16 protein-coding genes and 2 pseudogenes are annotated in these 19,331 nt (G+C 46.5%); 12 read left to right on the top strand and 6 right to left on the bottom strand.

The window, feature by feature from the left end; genetic code table 11:
- The first annotated feature begins 188 nt into the window (after positions 1 to 188).
- The 12 genes and pseudogenes from trmFO to RIE73_RS15390 all read left to right on the top strand — a co-directional run bounded on the left by trmFO (position 189) and on the right by RIE73_RS15390 (position 13,773).
- A complete protein-coding gene (trmFO, locus tag RIE73_RS15445; protein WP_446402012.1) occupies positions 189 to 1,574 on the top strand; it encodes an FADH(2)-oxidizing methylenetetrahydrofolate--tRNA-(uracil(54)-C(5))-methyltransferase TrmFO in 1,386 nt (461 codons plus the stop codon).
- A 523-nt stretch (positions 1,575 to 2,097) separates the two neighbouring features.
- A complete protein-coding gene (locus RIE73_RS15440) occupies positions 2,098 to 3,411 on the top strand; it encodes an APC family permease (RefSeq protein WP_446402011.1) in 1,314 nt (437 codons plus the stop codon).
- A 54-nt stretch (positions 3,412 to 3,465) separates the two neighbouring features.
- A complete protein-coding gene (locus tag RIE73_RS15435) occupies positions 3,466 to 5,799 on the top strand; it encodes a hypothetical protein (protein WP_446402010.1) in 2,334 nt (777 codons plus the stop codon).
- Positions 5,800 to 5,918: 119 nt separating this feature from the next.
- A pseudogene (locus tag RIE73_RS15430) lies at positions 5,919 to 8,128 on the top strand (type I restriction-modification system subunit M).
- Positions 8,129 to 8,171: 43 nt separating this feature from the next.
- Positions 8,172 to 8,462, top strand: coding sequence for a type II toxin-antitoxin system Phd/YefM family antitoxin (locus RIE73_RS15425; protein WP_446402009.1), 291 nt, complete (start codon positions 8,172 to 8,174; stop codon positions 8,460 to 8,462).
- Entirely contained in the window at positions 8,446 to 8,772 is a 327-nt protein-coding gene (locus RIE73_RS15420) for a type II toxin-antitoxin system RelE/ParE family toxin (protein WP_446383065.1), read from the top strand. The genes RIE73_RS15425 and RIE73_RS15420 overlap by 17 nt, the downstream gene beginning before the upstream one ends.
- 19 nt (positions 8,773 to 8,791) lie before the next feature.
- The gene (locus tag RIE73_RS15415) at positions 8,792 to 9,109 is read left to right on the top strand and encodes a hypothetical protein (protein ID WP_446402008.1); all 318 of its coding nucleotides are present in this window, start codon (positions 8,792 to 8,794) and stop codon (positions 9,107 to 9,109) included.
- Between the two features lie 62 nt (positions 9,110 to 9,171).
- A complete protein-coding gene (locus RIE73_RS15410; protein ID WP_446402007.1) occupies positions 9,172 to 9,873 on the top strand; it encodes a restriction endonuclease subunit S in 702 nt (233 codons plus the stop codon).
- 8 nt (positions 9,874 to 9,881) lie between these two features.
- Positions 9,882 to 10,121 (top strand): antitoxin, encoded by a 240-nt coding sequence (locus RIE73_RS15405; RefSeq protein ID WP_446402006.1) that lies wholly within the window; start codon positions 9,882 to 9,884, stop codon positions 10,119 to 10,121.
- A 22-nt stretch (positions 10,122 to 10,143) separates the two neighbouring features.
- Positions 10,144 to 10,440 (top strand): type II toxin-antitoxin system Phd/YefM family antitoxin, encoded by a 297-nt coding sequence (locus RIE73_RS15400; RefSeq protein ID WP_446402005.1) that lies wholly within the window; start codon positions 10,144 to 10,146, stop codon positions 10,438 to 10,440.
- Positions 10,441 to 10,538: 98 nt separating this feature from the next.
- Positions 10,539 to 13,537: pseudogene (locus tag RIE73_RS15395) on the top strand (type I restriction endonuclease subunit R).
- Between the two features lie 53 nt (positions 13,538 to 13,590).
- Positions 13,591 to 13,773 (top strand): ChaB family protein, encoded by a 183-nt coding sequence (locus RIE73_RS15390; protein WP_446402004.1) that lies wholly within the window; start codon positions 13,591 to 13,593, stop codon positions 13,771 to 13,773.
- A 232-nt stretch (positions 13,774 to 14,005) separates the two neighbouring features.
- On the opposite strand, the gene RIE73_RS15385 is transcribed toward RIE73_RS15390, so the two are convergent.
- The 6 genes from RIE73_RS15385 to RIE73_RS15360 all read right to left on the bottom strand — a co-directional run bounded on the left by RIE73_RS15385 (position 14,006) and on the right by RIE73_RS15360 (position 18,651).
- Complete coding sequence (locus RIE73_RS15385) at positions 14,006 to 14,272, bottom strand: hypothetical protein (RefSeq protein WP_446402003.1); 267 nt, start codon at positions 14,270 to 14,272, stop codon at positions 14,006 to 14,008.
- A gap of 481 nt (positions 14,273 to 14,753) precedes the next feature.
- Positions 14,754 to 15,398: a Uma2 family endonuclease gene (locus tag RIE73_RS15380; RefSeq protein WP_446402014.1), complete on the bottom strand. Its 645-nt coding sequence runs from the start codon at positions 15,396 to 15,398 to the stop codon at positions 14,754 to 14,756.
- A 324-nt stretch (positions 15,399 to 15,722) separates the two neighbouring features.
- Positions 15,723 to 16,787: a fatty acid desaturase gene (locus tag RIE73_RS15375; protein ID WP_446402002.1), complete on the bottom strand. Its 1,065-nt coding sequence runs from the start codon at positions 16,785 to 16,787 to the stop codon at positions 15,723 to 15,725.
- Between the two features lie 194 nt (positions 16,788 to 16,981).
- Positions 16,982 to 17,230 carry a hypothetical protein gene (locus RIE73_RS15370; RefSeq protein WP_044210929.1) on the bottom strand — a complete coding sequence of 83 codons (249 nt, stop codon included), beginning with the start codon at positions 17,228 to 17,230 and terminating at the stop codon, positions 16,982 to 16,984.
- Positions 17,231 to 17,455: 225 nt separating this feature from the next.
- Positions 17,456 to 17,968 carry a methyltransferase family protein gene (locus tag RIE73_RS15365; protein ID WP_446402013.1) on the bottom strand — a complete coding sequence of 171 codons (513 nt, stop codon included), beginning with the start codon at positions 17,966 to 17,968 and terminating at the stop codon, positions 17,456 to 17,458.
- A gap of 20 nt (positions 17,969 to 17,988) precedes the next feature.
- Positions 17,989 to 18,651 carry a class I SAM-dependent methyltransferase gene (locus RIE73_RS15360; protein WP_446402001.1) on the bottom strand — a complete coding sequence of 221 codons (663 nt, stop codon included), beginning with the start codon at positions 18,649 to 18,651 and terminating at the stop codon, positions 17,989 to 17,991.
- Positions 18,652 to 19,331 lie beyond the last annotated feature (680 nt).

Below are 19,331 nucleotides of genomic sequence, written 5' to 3'. Positions count from 1 at the left end.
TTGGTGGTGATGGATTTCGGATGGACAGGGACATTAACGGCGCCCGTGGGATTTTCCTACGGGCTTTGGGAGATATCCCCTCTCTAAGAGCTTGTCTTTTAGAGTGCATTGTTAGCATAAGTTAGCAAAATTATATCGGTTCCATTGGTTAGTTGTGACTGAGGAGTTGGTGAAATATTAAATAAAACATGGAACAACAGACAATTCAGGTAATTGGTGGTGGATTAGCGGGTACAGAAGCCGCGTGGCAAATTGCCCAAGCGGGTGTGTCTGTGGTACTCCATGAGATGCGTCCCGTGCAGATGAGTCCTGCCCATCATACTGGAGAATTGGCAGAATTAGTCTGTAGTAATTCCTTTGGGGCGCGATCAAGCGATCGCGCGGCGGGGTTGTTGCATGAAGAGTTACGCCGTCTGGGTTCTATTATTATCACGAAGGCGGATAACCATGCGGTGCCGGCTGGGGGGGCGTTGGCGGTGGATCGGGCGGTATTTAGCCAGGATTTGACTGAAACTCTGGCGAGTCATCCGCTGATTGAGTTACGGCGGGGGGAAGTGGCGCAGATTCCCCCAGAAGGGGTGGTGGTGCTGACAACGGGTCCATTGACCAGTCCAGCTTTAGCCGCCGACTTGCAGCGCTTCACCGGGATGGACTATTTCAGTTTCTTTGATGCCGCGTCGCCGATTGTGGTTGGGGAGTCGATTAATCAAGATATTGCATTTATGGCGTCCCGATATGACAAGGGAGAGGCAGCCTATCTCAATTGTCCCATGAATCGGGAGGAATATTTACGATTTTGGCAGGAATTGTGTCAGGCGGAAAAAGCCGAGTTAAAGGAGTTTGAGCAAGAAACGGCAAAGTTTTTTGAAGGCTGTCTCCCGATTGAAGAAATGGCGCGACGGGGGGAAGATACGATGCGCTATGGTCCCCTGAAGCCTGTAGGATTATTTGATACCCGTCACGGAGACTTTCGCGCCCCAGAAAATCAGGGTAAACGTCCCTATGCGGTGGTACAGTTACGCCAAGAAGATCAGGCGGGTCAGTTGTGGAACATGGTTGGGTTTCAGACCAACCTGCGTTGGGGCGAACAGAAGCGCGTGTTTCGGTTGATTCCTGGTTTGGAAAATGCCGAGTTTGTGCGGATGGGCGTGATGCATCGGAATACGTTCATTAATTCGCCCGAATTGCTGTATCCCACGCTACAGTTTAAAAGCCGTCCGACAATGTTTGCGGCGGGTCAATTGATGGGAACAGAAGGGTATACCGCTGCATCGGCTGGGGGGTGGTTAGCCGGAACAAATGCAGCGCGGTTGGTGTTGGGATTGGAACCGATTACATTACCGCCAACGACGATGATGGGGGCGTTATTTGAGTTTATTAGTTCCGCCTCACCGAAACATTTTCAACCCATGCCACCTAATTTTGGCATTTTACCACCGTTAGGGGTACGGATTAAAGGGAAAAAAGAGCGGTATGGGGCGTATCGCGATCGCGCCTTGGCTGATTTGGATTGTAGTCGTCGCTTTAGCGACGCACCTGTTTCATGGTTTTGTCGTGAAATTCCACAATTTTAGTTATTGGTGGGGAGGGCGGGTTTCGTTGTTTATTTATCGGTGACATCTTCAATTTAGACCCTAAACCCGCCCCTACAGATGATTGATGACGAATAAATTAATATAATGTCCTAATAATTTTCTAGAATTACAATGCTGTAAAAAATAATTTAACCGTTTGTAGTCGTCGCTTGAGCGGATGAATCATCGAAACGAATAACAGCCGATTAAAAATTTCCCAAGTATCCGTTTGTAGGGGCGCACTGACGTGCGCCCTTGCTACCAATGTATGTACTGATTAAGTTCGCGATCGCGCTAATTTTATGGGCGCAAGTCTAGCTCGAATGGTACTGAAATTTTAGCTGGTGGGCAATGCCCACCCTACGGTATATTAAAGATTTCGGCAACACCAAAATATTTCTGGGCGCAAGACGAGACGCCCCTACATTTCTTGTCGCTTGTATCGTAGATCACTCGACATAAATTCTACCCCATTAGAGTTGGTAGGATAAGCAGCATAATGATGACTCAGGGGAGTATCTCTATGCCAGAATCTAAAGCGCCACCCTCGCTAAAACGAGAATTGGATGTCCGGGGTGCTATCCTAGTCGGACTGGGTTCGATGGTGGGAACCGGAGTATTTGTCAGTATTGGTATCGCCGCCGGAGTCGCTGGAACATCGGTAATTTTAGCTGTTGCGATCACAGCTTTACTCGCCGCCTGTAATGGGTTAAGTAGCGCCCAACTCGCAGCGAATCATTCGGTTAGTGGGGGGACTTATGAATATGGGTATCGCTATCTTACGCCTTGGCTGGGCTTTACGGCGGGTTGGATGTTCCTCTTGGCGAAAACAGCATCAGCGGCGACGGCGGCTTTGGGGTTTGCGGGTTATTTGTTAAATGCATTGCGTCTGGATGCGAATCAATGGTTAGTCCCCCTGGCGTTGGTTACAGTGGTTATTTTGACGCTAATTGTCTTAGGGGGAATTCGCCGTTCTAACCTAACTAACCTAATTATCGTTTCCGTTACCCTACTCTCGCTGATGATCTTTGTCATCACGGGTTTACCTCATGTCACTGCTGCGAATTTTACTCCCTTTTTCCCTACCGACACCTCAGATAAAAGTGCGATCGCGTCTTTACTCCATGGTAGTGCTTTAATGTTTGTGGCGTATACTGGCTATGGTCGAATTGCCACGTTGGGAGAAGAGGTGCATCACCCACGACGCACTATCCCGATCGCGATTATCTTGACGATGATTGTCACGATGATCCTGTATATGGCAATCGCCGCCGTGGGTGTGGGAACCGTGGGTGTGGATACCCTTAGCGCCGCTACCCAATCAAACGCCGCCCCCTTGGAAGTCGCTTCTCGCCAATTTGGGATTCCTCTTGTTCCCCCATTACTCGCCCTGGGTGCAATGACGGCGATGGTAGGCGTATTGCTAAACCTGATATTGGGATTATCTCGCGTACTATTGGCTATGGGGCGTCGGCGGGATATGCCCAGAATTGTAGCGCGTCTGAATGCTGGGGGAACCACACCCTATATATCAGTGATTTGTATTGGAGTTGCGATCGCGGCGTTGGTTTTGATTGGTAATGTCAAAACAACCTGGTCATTTAGCGCGTTTACCGTTTTGGTTTATTATGCCCTTACCAACCTGTCTGCGCTACGGCTATCTGCCCAAGAACGACTCTATCCCAAATGGATCGCTGGGGTAGGATTAGCTGGGTGTCTTGTCTTAGCCTTTTGGGTGGAACCACAAATTTGGTTGGTGGGTCTGGGATTAATTGTAGCCGGATTAGCCTGGAAAACGATAGTATTGCCATTGGCTTTAGGTTCACGAAATCACTAATTCAGTGCAGCGATGATCGGCGATAAGGTGTCAGTAGGTGAAAGGGGGAAACGATTGTCCGGAGTCACAAACAGACGCCGCAGACGAATCCGGAAAAAATCATCAGCCAATGGCTGTTTGGTTGCATTAGGTACGATCGCCGCATTAATCGCCACGGGTGCGATCATTACTGGGGGGATATGGTTAGGACTTCGCCTGATGATTGATCCCAATGCGGCGATCTGGCTGAATCGCGTCTTACCTGGATGGACAAAAATTCCTATCGCTGATGCTTCACCCCCACAAACCTTGGCAACCATACGCGACGAATTGCGCCAAACTGGGTTAATTGCCGGAGAACTTGTATCCCTGAATACAGGACAACCCTATCGAGACACCCCCATCCTATTACCGATCTTAAAATCTCAATCAAACTGTCAAACCCATTGCCAAAAAATCGTCGAACTGAGACTTTATCAACCGATTGAATTTCAGCAAACCGAACTGGCTTATCAACTGGTTACTCAGCTTGCGATCAAAGCACCTGAAGAATATTTTGTCCTCTCTGCTGCCGATGTTATTAATGGCAGTGCCTCTCGTTCCCTCGCCTTTAGTCGATTTACCCCGTTAGAAAATCAAGCCCCCGCGACAGGATTTTGGTTTAATCTCTGGGGCGTTCGCCCAACTGATGGGTCGCCAAAAAGTTATGGGCAAATCCTCCATTACAACCCCGAACAAATGCACCTGAGTGTTATGCTGGACTGGCAGAGTCCCACGGATAACCCCCCCTATTGGCAACAAGTTACGGGTGACTCTACCCCGGAATTAGTGATGAATCAAACGGTGGGTTTAGAACCCAAATTCCAGGTCTACCAGGTTCAACCCCGCCAGTTTCTCCTCAATCCGATTCAACTCAGTGAAATTTCACTAAATACACGGGCTGATGATAGTCCCACCTATCGTAATTCCTTAATGTTAGCCCGGAATGGGTTATGGTCTTGGGCATATCGACGATTGCAACAAGAACAGAAAAACACGGAGTCGGCGACAGTTCAAGCACAACTAGACGTGATTCGACTTCATGCCCAATTTACCGAAGCCCAAGCCAACCAAACTTGGGCAAGTCAAGGACAACAAGTTCTCGCCTATCTGATTGATGGACGCTGGACAGATGCTTTACAAGTCTTTCAAACCGCCGCCGTTAATGGTTCCGCCCAAGAGATTGCTAATTTACTCAAAACCGATACCGAGGAATTATGGCGACGGGTAGAAGCTGCCCTAAATATTAGCCCTAATGATCGCACGGTTAAAACGTGGGGCGCTTTAATTCTCGCCGCCCAAGAAGGACGGGCTAAAGCGGTCTCTTGGTTACAGCAACTTCCATCCCCTGAATCAGAATCGGATCAACCTAACAATAATGCCCAGATTTATGCCTACCTGGATTATTTGGATACTGCGTTAGCAGAGGTTCCCGCCATCACCCCTCATTTCAGTCAAATTGTTGGTACTGCACAATCGGTTGAAACTGTCAAGCCGGAAAATTGGCGACAACCGGAAGCCAGAAATACAGCCACATTTCCCGTCGCTTTAACCGCCCCAGCTTCAGGATTCCAAAAAGCCCCCCAAGAGGTTTGGTATCAGGTAGAAGTCGCGGCGTTTAATGATGGTCAACGCTGGCGTCAAACACCCTTTACCGATTTACAATTGTCCACAGTTGGTGCAACTCAGCGTCTTTGGCAATATCTGGGTTTAGACACTGATCCATACCTGCAAATTGCCGTCTGGTCAGCGGAGGGACGCCAGGAGACGATCGTGGCGACGGTTCAAGGGGTGTCCTATCAAGAGGGTGTAATCAAGCTTTTAGCCGCAGGACAAGCCTTACCCAAGACCAAAAATAGTCGTCCCATGGCATATTCTCAAACCGCGCTACGCTGGCTAGAACCGGGTTCAATTAGCTTATCCGATTTAAACCAACTGCAACCGCAATGGGTCGCGGCAATATTACCAACACTGTGGCAGGAATTGGTTAAAAGTGGCAAGCGATCGCCTGAAGTCGAACCCACGATTGAGATGATGCTGCAAGAGATTGGACATTGGTTAGTACAGCCTCTGGATTTGACTGGGAATGATGAACCGGAAGCTGTTTTAACCCTGTATGAGGATCTATCGAATACCAATCAAACCCTGAATATCAAACGCCCAGACACAAACACCCAGGAGTATAAACCCCGGACATTAATATTTTCGGAGAAGGGGGCGTTACTCTACAGTGAATTTTCCACCCATCGGAATACATCACTGACTGCGATCGCGGATTTGGGGGATGGGGGAACGGCGGCGTTAGTTTTGGCGGGTGAGAATAAGTATAGGCTTAAGCGTTGGTCAGATCAGCGAAAACGTTTTGAGTAAAGGCAGATTGATCACCTTTAGGACTGACGCAAAGGCTCTATATGTAGGGTGTGTTAGCGTAGCGTAACGCACCTTTGCCCCTTGGCACAATGAGAAATAACTAAGATTATTAACCCTCTATGACGACCATCGTACAAAACGCCAATCATCAAGAGTTAGTCGGCTTAATCTGGAGTATCGCCGATAAGCTGCGAGGTCCCTACCGCCCTCCTCAGTATCGTCAGGTGATGTTACCGATGATTGTGCTGCGTCGTCTTGATTCTGTCCTAGAACCCACTAAGGAAGCCGTTCTAGCCGCCAAGACTAAGTATGAGAAAGTCTTGACGGGGGAGGCGTTTGAAAAGGCGATCGCGAAAGTTGCGATCGGGGAGAATCGCAAACAGCCTTTGTATAACCTCAGCGAGTTTACCTTTAAGAAGCTTTTGGGGGACTCGGAAGGATTAGCCGATAACCTCCGCGCCTATATTAATGGCTTTTCTCCCCTGGCGCGGGACATCTTCGATAAGTTTGACTTTGATAAGCAGATTCAGAAACTCGATGAAGCCAATCGCCTCTATGAAGTGATGCAAGCGATCGCGAGTCCGGATGTGGATTTGTCTCCGGCGCATCTCTCGAACCTGCAAATGGGGTATTTGTTTGAGGAGTTGGTGAGGAAGTTTAATGAACAAGCTAACGAAGAAGCCGGAGACCATTTTACCCCCCGTGAAGTGATTCGCCTGATGGTGAATTTGGTCTTTTGTGAGGAGGAGGATGTCTTTCAAAAAGGGATTTACCGTACCGTGTATGACCCCACGGCGGAAGGGGAATGCTATCGGTAGCGGAGGAATATATTAAACGGCAAAACCCGGACGCAAATTTGGCATTATTTGGGCAAGAATATAACCCCGAATCCTACGCTATTTGTTGTTCTGACCTGCTGATTAAAGATGAACCGATTAATAATCTGGTTTATGGGGACACATTAGGACTCAAAGACGCCAAGCAAAAGAGTAATAACTTTGTCCCTCACGATGGTCATAGTGATAAACAGTTTCATTATATGTTTGCTAATCCGCCCTTTGGGGTGGAGTGGAAACCAGAGAAAGATTTCATCGAGTCTGAATATCAAACCCTGGGATTTAAGGGTCGCTTTGGCGCAGGTTTACCCCGGATTAATGATGGGTCGCTGTTGTTTCTCCAGCACATGATTTCTAAGATGTACCCTGCACCGGATAAGGAGGGAGATGGGTCACGCATTGCCATTGTGTTTAATGGTTCACCTTTGTTTACTGGGGATGCGGGGAGTGGGGAGAGTAATATTCGCCGTTGGATTATCGAAAATGACTGGCTGGATGCAGTGGTGGCGTTACCGGATCAGATGTTTTATAACACAGGAATTTTTACTTATATCTGGTTAGTGACGAACAAGAAAGCATCCCACCGGAAAGGAAAGGTACAGTTGATTGATGGGACGCACCATTATCAGAAGATGAAAAAGAGTCTGGGGGATAAGCGGAATGAGTTATCCCCTGACCATATCGCGGAACTGGTGCGACTTTATGGGGATTATCAACAGAATGGGATAAGCAAGGTGCAGATTGATGGGGAAAGCCAAGAACGGGTTTGTTCTAAGATTTTTGATAATCGGGAGTTTGGTTTTCTTAAGATTACGGTAGAACGTCCTTTACGCCTGAATTTCCAAGTCAGTGAGGAACGCTTGGCGCGACTGTGGGAACAAACGGCGTTTGAGAATTTAGCAACCAGTAAGAAGCGCAAAGATGAGCAGGCGAAGCAGCTTGAAATTGAGATAGGGCAAGATTTACAAAAGGAGATTATTGCTGCGCTGTCTTGTCTGGATGGGAATAAACTTTATTGGTCCCGTGAGGGGTTTGTAAAGGATATGGAAAAGGTCTTAAAACAAGCTGGGTTAAAGCTGAAAAGTCCAGTAAAAAAGGCGATTTTAGCCGCATTGGGGGAAACTGACCCAGAAGCGGAAATTTGTCGGGATAGCAAGGGAAAGGTTGAACCGGATACCAGTTTACGGGATACGGAGATTGTGCCTTTACCGAAGGATATTCCTTTACCTTTACCGTTGGAGTATGATGGGAAAACGGGATTAGATGGGTTAAATAAATTAGTTAAAGCCCATTGTCTGGCGTATCTGGAGGCGGAGGTATTACCTCATGTCACTGATGCGTGGATTGATTTTGATAAAACGAAGGTGGGGTATGAGATTCCCTTGAATCGGCATTTCTATGTGTATCAGCCTCCTCGTCCCTTGGAAGCGATTGAGGAGGATATTAAGTCTTTAGAGGCGGATATCATGGCGATGTTGGGGGAGGTAGTGTAAATTAGACTTAATAAGATGCAAATTTAGTGCGAGGCTGATCGGGATGATTCATTTAGGGCGGGATATTCAATCGCTTTCCACCTTTAAGCGCAATACCAGTGACTTGATTCAACAGATGAAGGAAACGGGAAATCCGATTGTTTTGACAGTAAATGGGAAAGCAGAAGTGGTTGTACAGGATACTACTGCTTATCAGAAGTTATTGGATACCATCGAACACCTAGAATCTCTGGTGGCGATTCAAAGGGGATTAACAGATATTGACAAGGGTGAGACTCAATCCCTTGAAAGTTTTGTAACTGAGATGCAAGCTAAACATGGTATTTCAGATTAAGTTGACTCGTTATGCCAAAGAGGAAATAGAGTCGGCTTATCTTTGGTTAAAAGACTATAATTCTGCCTATGCAGACCAATGGTTTCGAGATTTGATGGATACCATCGCTACTTTACAAGAAAAGCCAAGGCGTTGTGCTTTAGCCAGGGAAAATGATGATTTTTCAGAGGAGATTAGACAGCTTCTTTATGGAAAATCCAAGAGTCGATATCGCATTGTTTTTACAGTTAAAGGGGAGTTTGTTTATATTCTTTCTGTGCGCCGTGGGTCGAGGTCAGCTTTAGATTTTAACCCTCTCGATATGGAGTAATTTAAGGGAGACTAACATTATGCAGGTAACGATTAATTTACCGGACAAGTTAACGGCAAAGGTACAAAATAAATGGAGAGATTTACCGCAAGAAATTCTCCGTCAATTGGTGTTGAAAGCATTTAGGGAAGGGCTGATTGATTTTGAGGAGTTTCAGGAGTTGGGAACGTTTGCATCTGAAGGAGATTTAAATGAGTTTTTGAAGCAAAATAATATGCTTCATAGTTCGGGGTTACTTAATTTATATGGTTGCTGTGCAGATGATCCGATTGAAGTTGATAACTTGGGGGTAGATGATAGCCTTGATGATGATTTGATTGGGGTGTTTGATGATTGATGGTTCTCTCAAAGATTTGTTAGATACTGAGGGTTAAATATTGAGGATTGGGAGGAAGGTTAATGGGACAGTATCAGGGTTATGAACAGTACAAGGATTCTGGTGTTGAGTGGTTGGGGGATATTCCCGAACATTGGGAAGCAGTTCGACTAAAACATATAACTAATAAAATTATTGATGGCGCACATTTTACTCCAACGTATGTGAGCGAAGGAATTCCTTTTCTAAGAGTTACTGATATTGTTCAAGCAGGTAGTAACTCCATCAATATGAATAATATTAAATTTATACCAGAAGAAGAACACGAAGCATTATCTATTAGATGCAAACCAGAAAAAGGGGACTTGCTTTATTCTAAAAATGGAACGATAGGAGTTCCTAGAATTGTTGATTGGGATTTTGAATTTAGTATATTTGTGAGCCTCTGCTTAATTAAAGTGATTAAACAAAAGATCAGCAGTGAGTTTTTGCAATATTCGTTATTAGGTAAATTAACAGAAACTCAAATTAATATTGGTGCTAAATCAAATACTGTTACGAACTTGCACTTAGACAAAATAAAAGAATTTTGGGCAGCTTTACCGCCATTGGAAGAACAGGATGCGATCGCGCAATTCCTCGACCACAAAACAACCGAAATCGACCAACAAAAAGCAAAAATTAAACAAGCCATCGACCTTCTCAAAGAATATCGCACAGCCCTAATCACCAACGCCGTAACAGGCAAAATCGACGTGCGCCAAGTCCCCATTCCTCAACCCTAGAAACCACCATGACCACCGAATATCACGTTAAACTCATCCAACAAGGAAACACCCAAACCCTACCCATTCCCCCAGAACTTAACCTAAACACCACAGACGTTATCATCCGCCAAGAAAATGGCAAACTGATTATCGAACCCTATAAAAAGAAATCCATTCTCGAAGTTTTCTCCACCCTCGAACCCATAGACGAAGAATTCCCCGATATTGACGCAGGATTATTACCCCTAGATGACATCAAACTTTAACCTACTTAATTCATTAAAAACCATGACTCAAATCACCCTATCCGACCTCCCTGAATCCCTCCAAACCCTACTCACCCAAGCCATCCAAACAGGTGAACCCCTCACCATTACCCAAAATAATCAACCCCTTGCCATTATTTCCCCGATTAAAAAAAGTAAACGCCCAGCTTTTGGCTCCGCAAAAGATAGCGGTAAAATCATCAAAGACATTGTAGAAGCCCAGCCCTATGACTATAAAAGCCAAACCTTTAAAGACCTCTTAGACCAGGTTGAACCCGTCCCCCCAGACTTTGACCCTGACCAAGTAAATCACCCCTAATAAAAATGTACGGGCTTGGTAACCAAGCCCGTACTCATCCTCACCGTAATTATGGGTATTTAACCGGACATGATATCATCGAGCAACAGGAATTGACCATGCACCAAGAAAAAGACTTTGAAAACATCATCGAAAAAGAACTCCTCAACCACTACGACTACCACCCAAGCAACCCAGACAACTACGACCCAGACACCGCCCTTTTCCACAGTGAGATTATCAACTTTATCCAAACCACCCAACCGAAACAATGGGAAAAACTGACTCGCACCAGCCCAGGAGAAGCCCAAAAAATCCTGATTACCAGCCTCACCAAAGAACTCAAAAGTCGGGGAATGCTTGATGTCCTCCGTAACGGCTTCAAATGCTACGGTAAAACCTTCAAAGTCGCCTACTTCCAACCTAACACCGGGATGAACCCCGAAACCATCGCCCTCTACCGTAAAAATCGCCTCACCCTCACCCGCCAAGTCACGATCAAAACCAACGGAATTCCCGATATTCTCCTCAGTCTCAACGGCTTACCCATCGCCACCATCGAACTGAAAAACCAACTCACCGGACAAACCTACCGCAACGCCATTCACCAATATCAAACCGAAAGAGACCCCAAAGACCCCCTATTTCGCTTCAAAGAACGTTGCTTAGTTCACTTCGCCGTCGATACCGAACAAGTCTGGATGACCACCAAACTCGCTGGGACAAAAACCACCTTTCTCCCCTTCAATAAAGGCGATAACCACAGCGCCGGGAATCCCCATGTTCCCGGAGAATACCGCACCCGTTACCTTTGGCAAGAAGTCCTCCAGCGCGATAGTATTTTAGACATTCTCGCCCGTTTCCTCCACCTAGAAACCCAAGACATCCAAATTCCCACCGCCACCGGAATCAAGTACCAAACCAAAGAAACCCTAATTTTCCCCCGTTACCATCAACTCGATGTGGTGCGGAAACTCATCGCCCACACCAAACAGCATCAGTCAGGACATAACTACCTGATTCAACATTCAGCCGGATCAGGAAAATCTAACTCTATCGCCTGGTTAGCCCATCGCCTCGCCAACCTCCACAATAACCACGATGAAAAAATCTTTGATACCATCATCGTGATCACCGATCGCAAAGTATTAGACAGCCAACTCCAAGACACGATTTATCAATTCGACCATAAAACCGGAGTCGTCCACAAAATAGATGAAAACAACCAACAACTCGCCAAAGCCCTAGGTGCAGGAGTCCCGATCATCATCTCCACCATTCAGAAATTCCCCTTCATTTCCCAAGCCATCCAAACCCTAGAGAAAAAAGGCAAAACCGTCACCCTCACCACCAAAGACAAACGCTTTGCCATTATCGTCGATGAAGCACACAGTTCCCAAAGTGGAGAAACCGCCGCCGAACTCCGAGGAATCCTCAACAACGACGGGATTGAAGCCGCCATCGCCCACCAACTCCTCGACGATGAACCCGATGAAGATCTCGGCGAAGCAGCGCAACAAAAACTATTACGAACCCAACTCACTCGCACCAAACAACCCAACCTCAGTTACTTCGCCTTTACCGCCACCCCCAAACAACGCACCCTCTTACTCTTCGATGAACCCGGAGAAACCGGACAAGCCCCCTTTCACCTCTACACCATGCGCCAAGCCATTGAAGAAGGCTTCATTAAAGACGTACTCGCCAACTATACCTGTTACACCCGTTATTACCAGTTAGTCAGCCTCTTTGAGGATGACCCCAACCTCCCCCGGCGCAAAGCCGCCAAAGAAATTGCCCGTTTCGTCGAACTCCATCCCCACAACATCGCCCAGAAAGTCGAAATCATCGTTGAACATTTCCGCAACCATACCCGCCATAAAATCGGCGGTCAGGCTAAAGCAATGGTCGTCACGCGATCGCGCGAACAGGCGGTAAAATACAAACTGACCTTCGACCACTACCTCCAAGAAAAAGGCTACACCGACATTAAATCCCTCGTCGCCTTCTCCGGTTCAGTCCCCCTCAAAGAGTTCCCCAATGAAACCTTCACCGAAGTCAGTATGAATGGCGGAATCAAATCCACCGAAATCCCCGAAAAATTCGCCAGCAAGGATTACCAACTGCTACTCGTCGCCAACAAATTCCAAACCGGCTTTGACCAACCCCTCCTCCACACCATGTTCGTCGATAAACGCCTCGCCGGAGTCCAAGCGGTACAAACCCTCTCCCGCCTCAACCGTACCGCCCCAGGGAAAGAAGACACCTTCGTTTTAGATTTTGTCAACCCACCCGAAGACATCTACAAAGCCTTTAAACCCTACTACGAACAAACCCCCATTGGCGAAACCGCTGACCCCCAACAACTCAATGACCTCGCCTTCCAACTCTATCAATGGCGACTCTTTAGCCAAGAAAATGTTAACCAATGGTGTAAAATCTGGTTTCGCCCCAAAACCTCCCTCACCGGAGGAGAACACAAAAAACTCAATACCCTACTCGAACCCATTATCGACCAATACAAAACCCTAGAAGCAGCCAACTCACCAGCTTCCGTAACCTCTACCTTTTCCTCGCCCAAATCATCCCCTACCAAGATTCCGACCTAGAAAAACTCTATGCTTATAGTCGCTTTCTCCTGAAAAAACTCCCCCGCAGTACCGATGCGCCTAACGTAGACCTATCAGGGGATATCGAGATGAAATATTATCGCCTCCAAAAAATCAGTGAAGGCAAAATCGACCTCAACGAAGGCGAAGCCAACCCCCTCAAAGGTGCCACCGCCACCGGAACCCGCCAACCGGATCAAGAGGTTCCCCTCTCCCAACTGATCGACTCCCTCAACGAACGCTTTGGTACCGACTTCACCCCCGCTGACCAACTCTTTTTTGAACAAATCACCGAAACCGCGATCGCCAACGACCACCTCAAGCAAGCCGCCCAAGTCAACACCAAAGAAAACTTCGCCCCTGTCCTCGACCAACAACTTGAAAACCTCTTCCTCGAACGCATGGAGGGGAATGAGCAAATCTTTATGGAAGTCATGAACAACCCGGAGTTTAAACAAGTCGTCTTTAAAAAACTGCTCGAATCAATCTATAAGCAGCTCAATTCATAAATCCAGGTTTCCTACCTCCGTTATAATTCAGTCCTTGTCAAGCGGACGCAAGTTTGTGTAGCAGCGATTTTAATCGCCGTGGCAAAAAGGCGGTAACTCTCAACGATAACCAAGCCCATCAAGTTGCGTGGAATTCGGTTAAAAACAGCTACGAACAGAGTGAAAATGGTCAATGGCAGCACAAAGCCGAAGGCGGTGCTGGTATCAGCTCTACAGGTACGATGCCTGGTGCCTAATTACCTGTATTCCCTACTTATAGGATACAGGAGCGAAGCATTTGGGCAATAGCTGAGGAGCAAAAACTCAAATTCTATGCCAATGTTTCGTTCTTCTCCGTAGGGAGTTGTGGGTTGGGTTGCAGCAACGAAACCCAACCCATCTTTTAATCAACCGATGCTTTAATCCGCCTCTTGCTTACAGCTTAAGCGATCAGCACTCAGCTTAAGGTATTATTTGGCGATATCTCGGCTATAAACCAACCAAATCAGCATCAACGCCCCTATTATCAGATTCTGTCAGATAGCATACATCAGCCGTTCCAGAATGGCTGGAGTTGGAGAACTCTTGAGGTGTGGCTTTGTTCTCAACGTCAGTGTTCTGGTGACTGGGTAAACCAGTTTGTAATTCCAGAGCGATCGCGATCCACTCGGATAGAGAAACACCCACGCTGTCAGCTTGTCGCTTCAAGGCTGCATATACTTCATCACTCAGTTCTAGCTTGACAACTTGGCTCACGGCTATGTCCCTCAACATTTGCTATGTAACCCTAGAGTAACATTTCCCAAAACTTCATGACTTGGATTGATACCCTGCTTTTGCTATCTGAAATTTTTCCTAAAAGGCGTTTAAATTTAGTGGCGATTGCAGGGTGGTAATTTGGATAACTTGCTCTGTTGGGTTTCCTACTGGCGTGGCACAGCTAAAATTGTGGAATAGACTCTACCATTGAATCGGGCGCACGTCTATGCGCCCCTACGTTTTCTGGATGTAATTCTAATTCCTCAAATAAGGTGTGCCACGCCACTACAGCAGTGGTAAAGCCGTTCGCGATCGCGCTAAATAAATTATTGCTGAACTTATTTCAACGTCTTGATTGATTTTACACAGAAATATAAAGTCTAAACAGTTTACTGGATAAAAATAATTAGTCGGTTTTAACCGACTTGAGCTATAAGCCAAGAACTTGAGTTCTTGGCGGCGGGTAACATGGGCTTACTCAAGCTTGTTGAAACTGCGACAACAACCAAGCGCTCACTTTACCATGATTCATTTGCCGACTACGCCGAAAGGCTTCTTCCAATAGAGCAATCTCTAAACCAGGAAACACCTGAGAGTGATAAATTCGCCGACTCCCGCCATTTTGAATCTCAAAGGCGATAACCTGAACATTTTTGACATCAATAATCCAATACTCCCGAACTCCCAAGGATTCGTAGAGGAGACGTTTCTCTCCTTTGTCATCGGCTAAAGAAGCATAGGCAACTTCAATGACTAAATCAGGGGGTGGATAGGTATCAAGATTGATGATTTTCACTTCCCAAGGTACTACTTCCGCGTTGTCACCGACATAAAACGAGACATCCGGTTGGGCTTCCTCACAGCCTGTCTTACGATACGTGCAGTTATCATGACCATCAAAGTCAATCTGATTAAGTCCTGCAAAGAGGCAGACGGCGTGAATAACGATAAGGTGATCACGAGAATGGGGGTTACCAAGTGGAGACATCTCTAGCCTCATGCGTTCGTTGTAATAATAGCCTTTCGCTTTTTCATAGGCTGGATCACTGATTGCCTGAAGGTATTCGTCCCAAGTCGCATTGACCCAGGTATCGGTTGGTAGTTTGGCTTGCAGTTGACTCATGACCTTGCTGATGGCTCGCGATCGCTGATATTGTAACTTAATACGAATGGCACGTTCCTTAAGGATGGTGGGCAATGCCCACCCTACTACTACTGGCGTGGCACAGCTAAAATGGTGGAATAGATTTCACCATTGAATCGGGCGCAAGTCTTTGCGCCCCTACGGTTTCTGGGCATGATTCTAATTCATCAAATAAGGTGTGCCACGCCACTACTACGATCAAGGGTTTCGGCGATCCTAAAATGCTTGTTGAGTGTGCCATTGAACTTAATACCAGATCCCCGACTTCTTCAAGAAGTCGGGGATCTCAGAGTTTACTCGGTATTAATTGTCTCCAGCCAAGGCTTTTCGATAATCCTTAAACGACTGATAGCACTCCTGTTGACTATAGAGGTGGCATTGGTCGGTAATCTGTTTCATTAACGACCAAGAAAAACGGCATTCACGCAATTCATCCCCCCAATTTTCCTTAAGAATCTGATGGGCTAACCGCAAATTATAGGACGGAATTGCACTGGAAATGTGATGGGGAATGTGAACATTAATATCGTGGCAGAGAAACTCTATCCAACGGGGATAATCACAGTGAACCGAACCAAAGAGTTGAGCCTCCGCCTCATTCCATTCCGGTTCTGGGATAAAGGGAATATCGGGTGCTGTGTGGTGAACAATGGTAAACGTACTCATCCAGAAATGGTACACAATCCAGGGCAGTAGCCAGAATTTGATCACTCCCCACACACCTACTGTGGCAAAGAGTAAAGGAAATGCAACAGCAGCAAAACCGATAACCAGCAACGCAGAAAACTTAACCTGAGAACGCTGTTTGCCTTGAAAGTTCCACCACGTAAAATGCAGTAAAGCCCAGTGGAACATCGAACCAATCCACCACAATCGACCTCGGCTGAGTTGGTAAAACCACTTCACTACAACCGGGTGGCTGGCATAATACTCTATAGTAAAAGGTTGCCATGCATTATCTTCGCCAAGCTTATTCGTGTGGGTATGATGGTGGTTATGGAGAATGCGCCAGCTATGAAAGGGATAAAGTAAAGGTAAAAATGCCAGGTGTCCCACCAAATCATTCACCCAACGGCGATTGGCAAAGGAACGATGACCACAATCATGACCGATCACAAAAAAGCCGGTCAATGCTGTACCCGTGAAAATCCATAATAGCGGTAAACAAAACCAGGGCGCGATCGCTAAACCCCCATAGCCTAGACTTACCATTACAATACTCACCAGAACCACTGTCCAGGCTTTGCGACGGTTTTTCACAAACACTTCACGCGGTAACGTTCGCAAAATGTCTCTCAGTCGTAAGGTCGTTGTAACCCTTGTCAATGAGTAATCAGGACTTTGTTCTTTGATTGTCGATATAGTCATGAAAGAATTTAATACATGAGATGTTGATGAATGGCGAATAGTCAGGCAAAAAAACACTGCCCAGCCGTCCATTACTGGCAGATAGAAGGGTATCTCCTTGTGCTTATCCGTCAGAGTTGACAAAACTTAGCACCCCGAAACTGAGTTCTGGGGTGCAAAAACAGCATGAATCAAACCAAACACTACTGTTCCCCTTAATTATTGGCGTCGGATTGCGCCGCAGCCAACCGTTGTTTTTGGAGGATTTGGAGCTGCTGCAATAGTGAATCTACTTCTGCTTGCAAATGTAGATACTTGACTTGCTGATCAGCCTGGTAAATCGACTTCATTAATTTTATCAGGCGTTGGTCACTCGTGTTGCTTACCATCCCGCGATCGCTCTCGGTTGCAGCTTCCCGATTCGGGTTTGGTGGACAGACTACACTAGATGAACGATTTAGCATTCGTTAAATAGTTATTTTTACTTACTCACACCACAGGCTATTGTATCCTGAACATCAAGTTTTGTTGCATCATATAGGTCAATTTTATGACTGGCTGAGTCATTCATTATGAAAGCCAACAGACTTGATAGGCTGGAACCCCCATCTGTCAAGTGTTTTCCTCTGGGTAGGCAAATAACCTTAGCCCGGATGGAAAGTCGGCTCTGACCACGGTGACACAGCCTTTCAGTATAAACCAGGAATCAGTTTTTTGACTCGCTGCTGATAGTCGGTGTATTCCGGATACTTCTGGGTTAACCAAGTTTCTTCCCGTCTAGCTTTGATATCCAAGAAAATCAATAGGATCACCGTCGCGATGAGGTGGGAAAGACTTAGCTGAAAGATTGCCCAACCCAAACCAGCAAACAGTAAACTGCTGTAGAGGGGGTGGCGCACCAGACTGTAAACACCCGATCGCACCAGTTGTCCGTCATCTTTGGGATAGGGTAGAGGCGTGAGACTCTCTCCTAAATCCTGTAGTCCTTTGAGAATAAAGACTAATGCCGCTACCTCTAATCCGATGAGGAAACCCCAGCGCAGATAAAACAGAAGCGGAGTGTTAATCACCCAACTACTGGGACGGTAAACGGGTAGCAACAGGAAACCAATAATTAGGATAGCCTGTAGCAAAACCAGGTATTCGCCACGTTTACCCTGCCGCCATTCCCGCGTAAATCCCCAATCTCGTAAACGTTGCATCATTGGTGATAACTCCTTGGTTAGACTGCCTGTTTATTGTCTTGACGCTGGGCGATGACGGCATAGAAAGGATCACCCCCGCCAACCCCTAGCATTTGCAAAACACTGGGAACCGGAGAAGAACGGGCAATCACTTCGGGAGTACCAAATCCGGGTACAGATTGAAAATAACGCTTGACAAGTTGCACACGACTGGCTTCAGTTCCGTCTCGCCATGCCGCGATCGCTTTTTGGAAGAACATACGGTTGGAAAAGCTGATAATAGCGATACCACCGGGTTTGAGGATGCGGTGAATCTCCTGAAACACGGCATCAGGGTATTGCAGGTACTGAATCGAGACACAGTTGAGAACCGCATCAAACTCTTGATCGGGTAACGGTAACTGAGGATTTTTATTTAGATCCTGGACAAAGTAATGGTTTAAACGGGGATTGCGGGCTAGTTCCTGTTCATTCATCCCATGTCCCTCAACATGGGCGAATTCCATGTCATCGGGTAAGTGGGATACATGACTACTCATCATATCCAGGATGCGAGTATGGGGTGTAAGGCGTTCTCTATAGAGTTGAGTGAGTTGATCCAGAAACCCAGCATCAACATGGGTGACAAAGCGAGGGAAGGAGTAAAACAGGGTATCCTCGGTTTCGTCGAGTTTCGTCCGTTGGTTGGATTGCAGCAGCATAGTCGTTAGCAGAAAATAGGATGCTATCTCTTAGTTTAAGAAAAATTACGGAATGTTAAGGATACGCATCCCATGACTGTTTACGGTTGTGATCCGATCGCCTTTGATATCATGTCCGTCCAAACAGTCATTATTCCCTTGTACCTTGCAACCTTCCTCCTTCCCTTCTGCCCTGGAGCCTTCTGCCCTCTGCCTTGTCTCCACCGATAGTGTAAGTATTCCACCGGACACGATATGAGGGGTTACAGGTCAGCGTTATTGGTTCCACGAACCGAACGGCTAAGTAGTTTCCCCGTTGCGGTTGAGATTAGGGAACAGGGAACAGAGAACAGGGAACAGTAAGGATTTGAGGATGATTTACTTGCACTTAATACAGCACCGTTTTCTTTTGTCCGACTACTTATGTTCTGTGGAATACAGTTTTTTGACAATAAGAAACAGGCTAGGCTACGGCAATGCCTATCCGTGTAAACTTAAGGCTGAAACCTTTACTTAATAAGAGATCCCCCCTAGCCCCCCTTAAAAAGCTCATAAGGGTAGGTTTTTTAAGATTGGGGTTGAGGTAAGACAAGGAAGACAGGTAGACCAGTAGACAAGGAAGAGTGAGAACGAAAAATAGGGCGTTTCGGCTTTTAGAAGTTAGCTTGACCGAACAAGATTCTGTACGGTTTTCCTCCCTT

Source organism: Coleofasciculus sp. C1-SOL-03, assembly GCF_040220555.1.
Taxonomy (GTDB): Bacteria; Cyanobacteriota; Cyanobacteriia; order Cyanobacteriales; family Coleofasciculaceae; genus Coleofasciculus.
Note: the sequence above shows the minus strand (reverse complement) of the source record. Positions and strands in the feature narration are given on the sequence as shown.